Origin of the sequence: Bacillus cereus group sp. BfR-BA-01347 (assembly GCF_022663835.1) — a bacterium.
GTDB lineage: Bacteria > Bacillota > Bacilli > Bacillales > Bacillaceae_G > Bacillus_A > Bacillus_A thuringiensis_K.
Genome location: NZ_JAKUGG010000027.1, coordinates 33,302 through 46,074 on the forward strand (window position 1 = coordinate 33,302; position 12,773 = coordinate 46,074).

Consider the following 12,773-nt stretch of genomic DNA (forward strand, 5'->3'; position numbering starts at 1 on the left):
ATTTTATACTTCTTTAACTACATGACTTCTTCTCTTTACTATTCCTTTTATAGATACAGTAATTACCGCTACCAATTGCGTAACTAATATAATGACTAATAATGAAATAATATTTTTCTCTAGACTAACTCCCCCAAATATTATTGTATAATAGCCATTTGCTGCATATGTTGCGGGAAATACTTCACCCATTGTTTGATATGTTTTAGAAAGCATTTCATGCGGTACAATTACACCCGAACTTACAAGTTGTAGTGATAGCGAGATAATATTAAAAATCATACCTGCGTTTCCAAACACAGTTAGAAACATTTGTGTTAATGAAAGAAATGCGAAGAAGACTATTTTCAATAATCCTCTTTTCCTTCTTTTTGCATTGAACCAAAACTCATCATAAATATAAACACAAACATTAAATATGTTCTCCACGTCAAAGAAGGTATATGCCCTGACCAAAGATAGCTAACTAAATAATTAATTCCCATAATACAAGACGATATTACTATACTAATACTTATTAGTTTTACATATTTGAACATATCTTTTCTCCTTGTTTTTATTTTTCTACTTCTTCAAATTGTAGATTCACCGGTTCTTCTAAAAGTGTTTCATAAAAGTTCTCTGCCAAATCTGTTGAAGGAATTTTTTCATCTACTTCATCAAATCGAATACTATCTAGCCACACACAACCTTCCCCTGATAATAAAACACCAAATGCAATACCAAGCGCTCCTTCTTGTATATCTAATACAACCGAGTACGATTGCCAGTTATTCGTATTTTTAATGGGGCGATTTTGCATATTATCCATAGCGAGCGGTTCTGTATCTTTTCCATCTACTCGCATCCACAATCCTGCCCAATCTCTTACGCTTTCACTCTTAACAAATGCTGTAAAACGTAATCTCTTCCCTACATATTTATCCGCTCTGAACATTTGCATTAATGTCGAAAATCCTCCGTGCGTAACATTCTCTTTTGCTTTTATGTATGCAGATACTTTTCCTTGATGGACAACTTCATAATCTAAACCCATCTCATATTCAGCAGGATGACTTCCACTTAAGATCCATCCTTTTGGTATACCTTTTTGCATTGAAACACCCTCTCTTTCTATATAAAATGACTGGAAGTACTTTCGATATTTCTTTGGTGGCAAGTGAAACATTCTTTTAAAAGCTCTCGTAAATGCCTCTTGTGAGGAAAAACCGTATTGCACTGCAATATCAATAACAGCTCTCTCCGTTGACACTAAAACTTGTGCAGCATGAGTTAACCTTCTCTTTCGAATATAATCCGTTACACTCATCCCAACATATCTTTGAAAGATGCGATGAAAATGGTACATCGATACTGCACTGTGAGATGCCACTCTTTCTGTTGTAAGCTCCTCATGTAAGTGATTCTCTATATATTCAATTGATTTTTTTATTATCTCTTTATATTCTTCATGCATTTTAGTCCCTCCCTCACAACTTCAATTTACCATATACATACAAATCGTTTTTGATTTAAATTGCGGATTAGCCCTTGTGACTGCAGAATAATAATTTATTTTCAACACATACATAATTACATGTTTTTGGGAAAAACTTGTATAGAACGAATTTACATAAGGAGGAATTTATAATGAGAATTCTACTATCAGTTTTATTAGCTCTTATGCTAGTACCTGCATTAACAGGATGTAAAGCTCCTGCAAAAGAAGACACAACTTCTAATAAAAAGACGACTGAAGAAGCAAAAAATGAGGCTCCTGCAGATTTAAAATTAAACTTTAATGAATTTAGTTTAGATGCAGACTATGAAGATACGAAGAAAGACTACGAAGCTGATTATAAAAATGTAGCGGCTGATAAGAAAATGGAAGCAAAGCTTGAAGATCATAAAACAAATGCAAAGTTTACAGGTGACGAGGCTATTACAAAATTAAGCCCACTTCTACAAGAATTAAAATTTGATAAAGACACTCCTGACCAAGAAGTAATCGATCAAGTAGTGAACGTGTTCAAACTTGATAAAGACTATCAAAAATTCGATTTAGAAGTTGTCTTCTCTGATGGAACGAAAAAAGAATACAAAAGAGAAATAAAATAACCTTGCACAGGCAAGGTTATTTTTTCGTTTCTGCTTGAAAACGTTTATAGTATGTCGATGCTGTTGCAAAATTAATTTCTATATCACGAATCAACGATGAATCTTCTTCTTTAGCTAACTTCTGTAATTTTTTCATCGCTTGCTCCGATTCATTCAAGAAACCAATATATACTTCATGTTCTTGCTCTTTCGACTTCGGCACACGAATTTCTTTACGTATATGATCAATATCTTCTAACATGCTCGTTGTTACCTTTTGCACATCTTCTTTATATGTAGCAGTCGTTATTTCCTTACCGCCCTTTTCTTTTGCTACTTCAAATAACTGCAGTGCTTTATTAATTTCTTTATTCATTTTCAAATCGTATTTTTCATGTACTGCACGGTATTCTTTCATCTCTTCTGTTTGTTCTGTAGATTGCTCTACCTTTTCTTTCAGTTCTTTCGTATCTTTATTTCCATTACATCCTGCTAGAAGGAGCATTCCTCCCATTACGGCAATACCCAAAACCTTCTTCATCTCTTCTTCTCCTTTTATCTACAACTATTACTCATTATAGTTTCTTTTATCTCCACTTGTTATTATACCGAGAACATCCTACTTTTTACACTTAAGACGACATCGTAATATATATACCAACATGTTTGTCACAGTATCGTCACTTTATACAAATAACTTTTGCAATGCTTTACTACATCACCTTACAAAACTGTATGAGGTATTTCAAAGAAATGAAAAAAAGAACTGATCCAAACATTCCCTTTGAATCAGTTCTTTTTTGTTAAGCCTCTAGATTTTGTTTTTGCTGCAGTTCAAACTGCTTCTCACTTCTTCTAGCCATAAATAGATAACATAACACTGCTCCTACTTCACAAAGCGCAATAACAACACCCATCGGTAATGCTGTATTACTTCCACCGATACCTACTAGCGGAGCAACAAGAGCCCCTGAAATAAACTGTAATAAACCTAATAAAGCTGATGCTGTTCCTGCAGCTTGCTTCTGATTTCTCATCGCTAATGAGAACCCAGTTGTTGATACAACCCCGACACTTGATACGACAAGGAATAACGAACATAAAACACCAATTAAACCTATTCCTAATACAATTGTCAGTAGTAAAGATAGACCACCAACAGCTGCGATAATAATACCCGTAACAAATAATGTCTTCTCATTTACTTTCCCCGCTAAACGACCCGTTACCTGACTAGCAATAATAATACCGATGCCGTTAATCGCAAAAAATAAACTAAATTGCTGTGGTGATGCTCCGTATATGTTCTGCAACACAAATGGTGAGCCCGAAATGTATGCAAACATTGCCGCTGTTACTAATCCTTGTGACAATGCATATCCCATAAACAGACGGTCCTTTAACAATTTCCCGTACGTCGCCAAAGTCCCTGACAAACCACCCGTTTCTCTTTCTTCAGGAGGTAATGTTTCGCGCAATACGAAAGTAGCTGAGATTAACATGAATACGCTAATTGCCCCAAGGACGATGAAGACACCGCGCCACGTTGTAAACTGTAACAATTGCCCTCCAATAATTGGTGCCAAAATAGGTGCTGCTCCGTTTACTAACATAAGCAGTGAGAAAAACTTCGTCATTTCAGAACCTGAGTACATATCTCTTACCATTGCACGTGATATAACAATTCCGGCTGATCCTGAAGCTCCTTGTAGGAAGCGCAATAACACTAATGTCCAAATAGATGGCGCAACAGCACAAAGTAAAGAAGAAGCTACATAAATAATAAGTGCAATAATAAGAGGTTTGCGCCTTCCGTAAATATCACTAATCGAACCGACAAATAATTGTCCTACTGAAAGCCCAAGTAAACAAGCTGTCAATGTAAGTTGCGCAAGGGATGCACCTGTTTGCAAGTCATCCGTTAACTTCGGTAATGAAGGCAAATACATATCAATAGATAATGGCCCAATCGCCGTAAGTGTTCCTAATACAAGAATCATCCATAACCTGTTTGCCTTTACAGGTTTATATATTTCGTGATTAACTTCATTCACTTTTTCAATTCACCCTTTCCTATACACACCGAATCGTAACAATTATAGTTACATCATAAACATACGTCAAGTACATTGCATTTTCCTCTTTCATAATGTAAAAAAAGCGATAGAAATTCTATCGCTTTACTTTTTCACATTGCTATTCGTAAATTTAGATACTGAGGCCATCGTCTCTCCCGTATCTAAATATGTAATTTGAATTGGGTCTCCTACTTCTGTAAACATAGCATATGGGAATTTCTTCACTGGTATCATAAATACCTTTTGTTCATTCTCTAAAAGTACGTACACGATTGTATTTTCACCTGATTTTTCTTTATATACACGTTGTACAATACCTTCTTTTTGCGCTTCTTTTCCTGTTGAGGTTGGTCTAAATGTATCACCATTACCGCTCATTACGTTTTTATAATTCTCAAGCGCTTCTTTCTGCGAAGAACCTGTTGCAAATATTTTTGCATTAGCAGCATATACAACTGTATGCGCACGTACTAGGCCTCCGTCATCAACAACCGGAATAATCCAAGCTGGTTTACCGTATACGTTATAAATGACAGGCATTGTCCCATGCCATTTCTCTCTCTTAAAGGAATTATCTACTACTTCTGTAGCTGCTGAACCATCCATAATCCCCTTTACTTCTTTTCCATTATAGTAATATAGCTTGCCTGTGCGTGCATCTACTAATGAATAGCCTAGAGCTGAATCTACTCCTTCTTTTGGAGAAGTAAAGTCTGTAAAATAATACAGTGTTCCATCTTTACCAAAAATCGGGGTCACGCCTTCTTTCGTTCCCCACTCAGTCGGAATTTTCATATCTGTTTGTGAGAATTTCGTATTCCAAAATCCGTGAATATATTTACCAAAGTACGTATTTAACGTAGATGCAGTCTCATGATTTAATACACCATCAACAAATTTAGGTGCCTTTCCTTTATCATATCTTTTCACTTCACCTGTTTGTGCATCTACTACGACAACACCTTCTACCTCAAATCCAGATCTTCCTGAAATAAATTCACCATACGTCATTGTATAATATGGTTTTCCTTTATCATCAACCTCAAATTTAGGTTTTCCTTTAAAGATTAAATTTGGTTCTGCTTGCCTTACCACACGCTCTAAATTATTACCAAAAAACATGCTTGGCACATATTTCATTTTATAACCGAGGTGCAGTTTCGCTTCCGCATCAGGATTCGTACCTGACATCGTTACGTACCCTGGAATTGTCTCAGCTTTACGCGCTTTAAAAAATCCTGAAACTTCAATCGGCGCTACATATAAAGCCTCGCCGTTTACCATTTGTGGCGTTAATTCTCCTAGCTCAAAATAAGCTACTTTTGGAATATCACCAAATACTTTTTTCATCTTATTCTCCGCTGTCTTTGGCGGCACTGTAAACGGCTGGTCATTTTCAGTAAATGGCTCTGAAATATCTTTCTCTACCTTAACAACAGAATCATATTTCTTTTGCGAGATTACTATATCGTGCAAATAACCAAAGTAGCCGTAACCTGCGAGTAAAATAAACATTAGAAGTCCTTTTAATGTACCTTCTAATTTCCCTATTTGATCTTGTGAAAATAAAACAAGCCCAATTAAAATTGCTACTGCAACAGAATAATGAGTAAGAATCGAATCTACTCGATCATCAATTAGCCAAAAGTATTCATAGATTGCAATACCTATCCAAAATAAAACAGGAATAACTAAAATAGATGATTTCTTACCCTTTACAATCTTCTTATCTCCCTTCTTATCCACTGCTCGAAGCTTACTACTACTTCTTGTCCATGGAATCAAAAACAAAGTAAGAATAGCTAAAACTACAAATTTCATCAAAGGCACTGTCCCCTTTTCTTTTGTATTCCCTTTTAGTATAACAAATAAAGGGTATTAAGGTGAAAATAGGAATATTTATATTTTTTTACTACTTAATACAATCCCGCTCACTACATATAGAATAGATGCAATATAAAAAATTGTACCAATCGTAAAGAAATCTACTAAATATCCCGTGGCAATAACCGCTACTGCTCCGCCAATGGATGTCCACACATGGTATTTTCCAATCTCATAACCAGCCTTTTCCTGCGCAACCTTTCGTGCTAACGAAGTCTTCTCAGTATTACGCTGCACAGCACCTAAAACGCCCATTACAATTTGAAGAATATACACATGCCAAACTTCCGTGGCAATTGGAAAGCAAAGCATTAAGATTGCCATGGACCAAGCGTATATGATTAATAATTTTTTATCACCTACTTGATCAGATACCTTCCCCACTAGTGGATATACAAGTGCTGATGTTAAAGCAAATAAGCCATACGCCCAGCCAAATTGCGAGAAGCTATTTCCAACGTTTCGAAGCAATAATATATAAAAAGGAAATACCATACTTCCTGCCATCATGATGATACTTTGCGAGGCCACAAATCTTCTATATGTCATTTCGTATACTCCCTATAAAATAAATTCACAAATCTCTCTTCTGAATCTACTTCCTTCTTTTTCTTGAGAAATTCTTCAATACGAGGATATGCCCTCTTTAACTGCTCTTTCGTTGGATAAGAATAATACGGCAAATAGTAACTACCGTTATGCTTTAAAGTAACATCAATCATCTTGCGAATGACATCCTCTGTTTTCTTTATCTCACTCTCTGAGCGTCCCTGGTTAATCAAAAGAACCAGCGCAAACATATCATCTTTCGCATAGGACAAAACTGCATTTTCATTCTTTTCCACGTAACGAATCGTAATGTTGAGTAAATTAAACTCTTCTTCATTTAATACGTTACGTAGATCATCTATATACTCTGTGAAAGCATCTATAGGCACAAAGTATTCTTGTAACACTTCGGTCCTATTTGGATTTTCATATTCCATAAAAGCACTATCTGATCTCATAACATTATTACGCGTCTCATACTTTCCATCTGTACGTTCAAAATAACCTCTTTGTATATCCCAAAATGTATTCTTTCCCCAATCACTATAACGTGATAACCCAAGTAAAAATTTCGGTACAGCTATAATATTTTCTTCCTTTAATTCACTGTACTCTTCTCTCATATTTTGATTTTGTGCCAAAGTATAATCTGTCACATACATCTCTTTTAAAAATGAATTTGGAGCAACAGAAATACGCGCTAAGTGCATACGAACATTCTCATCTCTTTTCACTTTCTCTTTGAAATAAGATACGTATTCTTTATAATCTATCATTCTCGTGTGCATTTCATATAATTCATCATCTGTTAACTTCAGCGTCACATCTAAAATAACTCCAAATAAACCGTAACCCCCAATGACATATGGAAATAACTCTGCATTTTCTTCTCTACTTACATTACGTACCGTGCCATCTGCCATTAACAATCTAAATGAATCTACTGTATCAATCAGTGCCTCATGACGAATATCACGCCCGTGTACATTTACACTTAATGAACCGCCAACAGTAAAAATATTTTGAGACTGCATGACCTGTACCGCAAGGCCATAAGGATTTATTTTCTTCTGAATATCATTCCAGGTGACACCACTTTGCACTGTAATCCGCTTCTTCTCTGGATCAAATTCTAATATTTTATTATATCCTTTCATATCGAGCATCGTGCCATTCGGATAATATGTCTGTCCTCCTTGGCTATGTTGCATGCCTGCAATGGAAATTTTCTCTCCTGAAACTTTTGCATCTCGCACTAATTTTATTAACGAGTGCTCTTCCGTAGCACTTTCAACACGTTTTATTTTTATCGGAAGCAATTTACCTACATCACTCATAATAGGATGATCAATTTGTTTTTTATACGTATGTACAGACGTTGCAAGCAAAACCGTATATGCGACAATGACCACTGCTATCTTTCTTTTTTTCAAAGGACACTCTCCTTATTAGCAACAAAAAGAGATACCCGTTCTTTCAGGTACCTCTCTTGACAGTGATTACTTTGCTGCTGGCAATTGTATTGGATCAAATTTATCATACGATGTAAACTTTGCATCCGTAATAATGTGCGCTTTATCCTCACCATTGCTACTCATAACCATATCTATCTTTGCTGATTCATATTTAAATTCTTTTGTAATAATATATTCCCCATCTATTTCTTCTATCTTTGCATTTTGGCCTTGTAGCATTTGTTTCTGCTTTTCATCCATACTAGCTAGCATACTCTCTGTCTCTTGCCCTTTTAATGCAAACTTCAGCTTATAATTATCTCCACTTTTCTCCATCTTCACTTTATTTAAAATTTCCGATGGAATCTCTAAATTATCTACCATTCCTTGAGTCGCGTTCATTCCGTTAGCATTTAATTGTTCCTCTGGTACAGACATAATTTCACCCGTATTAGGATTTTTTAACTGACCAGCAATTTTGCCACCCACATCATAAACAACAACCTCTGTACCAGAAACATTCATTTCAGAACGAGAATTTTTTTTCTTCGGCTCTAGTTGCATTTTAGCCTTTATTACATTCATCTCTGTTCCTTCAGCCTTTATTCCCACATCATATGTCATCGTTACATTTTCTTCGTTTTTAAAAGCTTCATTCGCTTTATTAAAAACATCCTTCGCTGTTAATTCCTTTTCTTTCTGCACAACTTCTTTTTTCGGTTCATCAGTCTTTTTTGTTTTCTCATTACTACACCCTACTCCTAGACCGACTGCAAGTACTAAACTTGAAATTAAAATAAATTTTTTCATAACATCCCCTCCTCCCCAAAAATAATATCATCTCTTTTCCTATGAAATCCATATAATTCTTAATATTCCTCTTTAAATTTATTTTCTATATAGCAACATGTTTGAGAAAAACTTTAAATATGTTGTAAATAATAACAACTCATTTCAGGAGGTCATTATGAAAGCTATTATTTGCACAAAGTATGGACCACCTAATGTTCTCCAGCTTCAAAATGTAGAAAAGCCTAAACCTAAAAAAAATGAAGTATTAGTTAAAATTCACGCAACAAGTGTATCGACTGGAGATTGTAGAATACGTGGCTTTAATAGCCCCCCCTTATTTTGGATTCCTATGTGGATCATATTAGGTTTCAGAAAACCGAGAAAACCTATACTTGGCGTAGAGTTATCCGGTGAAATCGAAGACATTGGAACAGATGTAACACAATTTAAAAAGGGAGATCAAGTTTTTGCATTAACAGAACTAAACCTTGGTGGTTATGCGGAATACACATGCGTGCATGAAAGTGGATTAATAGCATTAAAACCTACCAATGTGACATATGAAGAAGCTGCCGTTATTCCTTTTGGCGGAACTTCAGCATTACACTTCCTTAGAAAAGGACAGATAAAAAAAGGGCAACGAGTACTTATATACGGCGCCTCTGGGTCAGTAGGGACAGCTGCCATACAACTTGCTAAATACTTCGGGGCGACTGTCACAGCCATTTGTAGTAGTTCGAATTTCGATTTAGTAACAACATTAGGGGCAGACAACGTAATTGATTATATGAAAGAAGATTTTACTAAGCAGGGCGAGCACTACGATATTATATTTGATGCAGTTGGAAAATATAAAAAGTCTCTTTGTACAGATGCATTAATGCCTAATGGAAAATATGTATCTGTGAACGGAATGATGGCAAAGGTCAGTAAAGAAGATATGAACCTGCTAAAACAACTAGCTGAAACAGAAAAGCTAAAACCTGTTATTGATAGAACTTACCGATTAGAAGAAATTGCTGAAGCTCATAAACTTACCGATTAGAAGAAATTGCTGAAGCTCATATATATGTAGAAAAAGGACATAAAAAGGGAAACGTTTCGATTACCTTAAAATAAAATATATTCTGAAAATATTATTGACAATTCTTTTTGTACGATTTACTATTAGTACCATATTCAAAACTACATACACATACTCTTATCAAGAGTGGCGGAGGGACTGGCCCGATGATGCCCGGCAACCGAGCTTATGACGTATAAGCTAAGGTGCTAATTCCTGCAAAACGATTTTTCGTTTTGGAAGATAAGAGAGGAATCTATTTCGTCTATTCGGCACCTCTCTTATTTTTGGGAGGTGCTTTTTATTTTGGAACGTATATGAAGGGGGATTTATAGATGAAAAAGGTATTATTAAGCATTGTAAGCGGAGCAGTATTGTTATTAGGCGCATGTAGCGTGAGTTCAAATAAAGAGGTAAAAGCATTAGACGAGAAAAAGATTACTGTCGGTGTAACAGGTGGACCACATGAACAAATTTTTGAAAAGGTAAAAGAAGTTGCAGCAAAAGATGGTCTCGAAATTGATATAAAAGTATTTAATGATTATGTAGCGCCAAACGTATCATTAGATGAAAAAAGCCTTGATGTAAATAGCTACCAAACGAAATCTTATTTAGATGTATTTAAAGCTGAACGCAATATGAAATTAACTGAAGTATTTTCAACAGTAACATTCCCTATGGGCGTATATTCTAAAGATGTAAAAGATGTAAAAGATTTAAAAGAGGGCGACGCAATTGCTGTACCAAATGACCCAACAAATGAACTTCGAGCTTTAAAATTATTTGAAAAAGCAGGGGTTTTAAAAGTTGATCCAAAGGCTACAGAAAAAGCGACTGCAAAAGATGTAATTGAAAATCCAAAAAAATTAAAGATTGTCGAATTAGAGGCATCTCAATTACCAACGCAACTAAGTGAAGTGAAAGCAGCTGCAATTAACACAAACTTTGCATTAGGTGCAAAATTAAGTCCAGCGAAAGATTCTATTTTCCGCGAAGGAAAAGATTCACCATATGTGAACTGGGTTGTTGTTCGTACTGAAAATAAAGATGATGCCGTTGTAAATAAATTAAAGAAAGCTTATCAATCTAAAGAAGTAAAAGAGTTTATCGAGAAAAAATTTGATGGTTCAGTTTTACCATCTTGGTAGGAGCTGACGATAATGATTGAATTACAAAACATATCCAAAGTATTTACAACAAAAAAAGGGAATGTTGAGGCTCTTAAGTCTACTTCCCTTAAAGTAGAAAAAGGCGAGGTATTTGGAATCATTGGGTATAGTGGCGCTGGTAAAAGTACATTGATTCGATGTGTAAATTTATTAGAAAAACCAACGACAGGAAATATCATTGTAAACGAACAAGACTTAACAACGTTATCGACAAAAGAACTAGCAAAAGCGAGACAAAAAATCGGAATGATCTTTCAAGGATTCAATTTACTTAAAACTGTTACCGTTTATGAAAATATCGCATTACCGTTACGGCTTGCTGGCATTCCAAAAGCAGAAATTGAAAAAAGAGTAGAAAAGTATTTACGCATTGTCGATCTTTTTAATCGAAAAGATGCGTATCCAAGCGAACTTTCTGGTGGTCAAAAACAGCGTGTTGCAATTGCTCGTGCGCTATCACATGAACCTGAAGTGTTATTAAGTGATGAAGCAACGAGCGCATTAGATCCAGAAACAACCGATTCTATCCTTGATTTGCTATTAAAGATTAACGAAGAAATCGGAATTACGATTTTACTCATTACACATGAAATGAATGTCATCCAGCGTATATGTGACCGCGTTGCTGTTATGGAACATGGATCTGTAGTCGAAAGTGGAACTGTAAAAGATATTTTCACAAACCCACAACATGTAACAACGAAGAAATTTGTAAATAGCGCATTTGCAGCGAAAATTCCAGAAGAGGTACAGAAAGAACTACAACGTACTGGAGAAATTGTAACACTTTCATTTATTGGCACTACTTCAGGGGAACCTGCCTTAGCCGTTGCCACAAAACGTTTCCAAGTGTATCCGAATATTTTATCCGGTAATATTACGCAGTTAAAACATGAAGCATATGGGAAACTAGTCGTTCATATGCAAGGGGAACAAAATGAAATCCACCGTGCTTTATCATTTTTACAAGAGCAAGGAATCATCGTAGAAGGAGGTAGAACAGATTATGGGAAACAAGTCCTTTTTGGATGAATGGGGTAAAGTCATATGGGAAGCCACAATCCAAACCTTTCAAATGACATCTATTTCATTACTCATCTCGATCCTTATTGCACTGCCACTTGGCGTCACACTTGTTTTAACGAGACCTGGTGGGCAGCGTGAAAATAAAATCATCTATCCTATTCTTAATACGGTTATTAATGTTATTCGCTCTCTTCCATTTATCATTCTATTATTCTTTATCTTGCCTTTTACAAAGTTTCTAATGGGAACATCCATTGGCGTGCAAGGTGTTATCGTACCGCTTGTCGTCTTCACAGCCCCTTATATCGCACGTTTAATGGAGACAGCTTTACTAGAAGTCGATCGCGGTGTCATTGAAGCCTACCAAGCGATGGGAGTCTCTACTATAAAAATCATTTGGCACGTCATGGTGAAAGAAGCTCGTCCCTCCCTTGTACTTGGATTAACAATTGCAACAATTGGCTTAATTGGCGCAACAGCAATGGCTGGCCTTGTAGGGGCTGGCGGATTAGGGGATTTAGCATACCGCTTCGGACATTTACGCTACGAGCCTGAAGTAATGTATGCAACGGTCTTTATTTTAATTATCCTCGTTCAAGGATTACAATCTTTAGGGAATGGTGTTGCACGAAGACTGAAGAAAGATTAAAAAAGAAGGTATCTCACCAAGGTGAGATACCTT

The 12,773-nt window shown here is 35.8% G+C and carries 13 protein-coding genes, 1 pseudogene and 1 riboswitch; of the genes and pseudogenes, 5 read left to right on the forward strand and 9 right to left on the reverse strand.

Annotation, left to right across the window (positions count from 1 at the left end; genetic code table 11):
- Positions 1-3: 3 nt before the first annotated feature.
- The 3 genes from MR143_RS27615 to MR143_RS27625 are packed head-to-tail and all read right to left on the reverse strand — an operon-like array spanning position 4 to position 1,456.
- Entirely contained in the window at positions 4-351 is a 348-nt protein-coding gene (locus MR143_RS27615) for an ABC-2 transporter permease (RefSeq protein WP_000706214.1), read from the reverse strand.
- Positions 348-539, reverse strand: a complete 192-nt coding sequence (locus MR143_RS27620; RefSeq protein ID WP_000477648.1) for a hypothetical protein — start codon at positions 537-539, stop codon at positions 348-350. Before MR143_RS27620 ends, MR143_RS27615 begins: the two co-directional genes overlap by 4 nt.
- A gap of 17 nt (positions 540-556) precedes the next feature.
- Positions 557-1,456: a helix-turn-helix transcriptional regulator gene (locus tag MR143_RS27625; RefSeq protein WP_000544201.1), complete on the reverse strand. Its 900-nt coding sequence runs from the start codon at positions 1,454-1,456 to the stop codon at positions 557-559.
- A 173-nt stretch (positions 1,457-1,629) separates the two neighbouring features.
- On the opposite strand from MR143_RS27625, the gene MR143_RS27630 reads away from it, so the two are divergent.
- Entirely contained in the window at positions 1,630-2,097 is a 468-nt protein-coding gene (locus MR143_RS27630; protein WP_001221554.1) for a YusW family protein, read from the forward strand.
- 16 nt (positions 2,098-2,113) lie between these two features.
- Here MR143_RS27630 and MR143_RS27635 read toward each other — a convergent pair whose 3' ends face one another.
- From MR143_RS27635 to MR143_RS27660, 6 genes are all read right to left on the reverse strand, one after another.
- Entirely contained in the window at positions 2,114-2,617 is a 504-nt protein-coding gene (locus MR143_RS27635; RefSeq protein WP_000756511.1) for a hypothetical protein, read from the reverse strand.
- Positions 2,618-2,879: 262 nt separating this feature from the next.
- Positions 2,880-4,139, reverse strand: coding sequence for a multidrug effflux MFS transporter (locus MR143_RS27640; RefSeq protein ID WP_225989153.1), 1,260 nt, complete (start codon positions 4,137-4,139; stop codon positions 2,880-2,882).
- 117 nt (positions 4,140-4,256) lie between these two features.
- The gene (locus MR143_RS27645; RefSeq protein ID WP_000674037.1) at positions 4,257-5,975 is read right to left on the reverse strand and encodes a DUF3981 domain-containing protein; all 1,719 of its coding nucleotides are present in this window, start codon (positions 5,973-5,975) and stop codon (positions 4,257-4,259) included.
- 78 nt (positions 5,976-6,053) lie between these two features.
- Positions 6,054-6,587: an MFS transporter gene (locus tag MR143_RS27650; protein WP_000222367.1), complete on the reverse strand. Its 534-nt coding sequence runs from the start codon at positions 6,585-6,587 to the stop codon at positions 6,054-6,056.
- On the reverse strand, positions 6,584-8,020 hold the full coding sequence (locus tag MR143_RS27655; RefSeq protein ID WP_199718112.1) for an FAD-binding protein: 1,437 nt from the start codon (positions 8,018-8,020) through the stop codon (positions 6,584-6,586). The genes MR143_RS27650 and MR143_RS27655 overlap by 4 nt, the downstream gene beginning before the upstream one ends.
- Positions 8,021-8,086: 66 nt before the next feature.
- Positions 8,087-8,851 (reverse strand): DUF6612 family protein, encoded by a 765-nt coding sequence (locus tag MR143_RS27660; RefSeq protein WP_000713525.1) that lies wholly within the window; start codon positions 8,849-8,851, stop codon positions 8,087-8,089.
- Between the two features lie 157 nt (positions 8,852-9,008).
- Here MR143_RS27660 and MR143_RS27665 point away from each other — a divergent pair.
- From MR143_RS27665 to MR143_RS27680, 4 genes and pseudogenes are all read left to right on the forward strand, one after another.
- A pseudogene (locus tag MR143_RS27665) lies at positions 9,009-9,952 on the forward strand (NAD(P)-dependent alcohol dehydrogenase).
- 79 nt (positions 9,953-10,031) lie between these two features.
- Positions 10,032-10,146: riboswitch (SAM riboswitch) on the forward strand.
- Between the two features lie 85 nt (positions 10,147-10,231).
- Positions 10,232-11,044, forward strand: coding sequence for a MetQ/NlpA family ABC transporter substrate-binding protein (locus MR143_RS27670; RefSeq protein WP_000756998.1), 813 nt, complete (start codon positions 10,232-10,234; stop codon positions 11,042-11,044).
- 12 nt (positions 11,045-11,056) lie between these two features.
- Positions 11,057-12,097 carry a methionine ABC transporter ATP-binding protein gene (locus MR143_RS27675; RefSeq protein ID WP_000571620.1) on the forward strand — a complete coding sequence of 347 codons (1,041 nt, stop codon included), beginning with the start codon at positions 11,057-11,059 and terminating at the stop codon, positions 12,095-12,097.
- Positions 12,072-12,740: a methionine ABC transporter permease gene (locus MR143_RS27680; protein WP_000527154.1), complete on the forward strand. Its 669-nt coding sequence runs from the start codon at positions 12,072-12,074 to the stop codon at positions 12,738-12,740. Before MR143_RS27675 ends, MR143_RS27680 begins: the two co-directional genes overlap by 26 nt.
- Positions 12,741-12,773: the final 33 nt, after the last annotated feature.

Excerpts from the sequence above, each read along its gene's own strand:
- MR143_RS27625 (WP_000544201.1), bottom strand. The coding sequence starts at position 1,456 with ATGCATGAAGAATATAAAGAGATAATAAAAAAATCAATTGAATATATA.
- MR143_RS27635 (WP_000756511.1), bottom strand. The coding sequence starts at position 2,617 with ATGAAGAAGGTTTTGGGTATTGCCGTAATGGGAGGAATGCTCCTTCTA.
- MR143_RS27650 (WP_000222367.1), bottom strand. The coding sequence starts at position 6,587 with ATGACATATAGAAGATTTGTGGCCTCGCAAAGTATCATCATGATGGCA.
- MR143_RS27660 (WP_000713525.1), bottom strand. The coding sequence starts at position 8,851 with ATGAAAAAATTTATTTTAATTTCAAGTTTAGTACTTGCAGTCGGTCTA.
- MR143_RS27670 (WP_000756998.1), top strand. The coding sequence starts at position 10,232 with ATGAAAAAGGTATTATTAAGCATTGTAAGCGGAGCAGTATTGTTATTA.
- MR143_RS27675 (WP_000571620.1), top strand. The coding sequence starts at position 11,057 with ATGATTGAATTACAAAACATATCCAAAGTATTTACAACAAAAAAAGGG.
- MR143_RS27680 (WP_000527154.1), top strand. The coding sequence starts at position 12,072 with ATGGGAAACAAGTCCTTTTTGGATGAATGGGGTAAAGTCATATGGGAA.
- MR143_RS27630 (WP_001221554.1), top strand. The coding sequence starts at position 1,630 with ATGAGAATTCTACTATCAGTTTTATTAGCTCTTATGCTAGTACCTGCA.
- MR143_RS27645 (WP_000674037.1), bottom strand. The coding sequence starts at position 5,975 with ATGAAATTTGTAGTTTTAGCTATTCTTACTTTGTTTTTGATTCCATGG.
- MR143_RS27620 (WP_000477648.1), bottom strand. The coding sequence starts at position 539 with ATGTTCAAATATGTAAAACTAATAAGTATTAGTATAGTAATATCGTCT.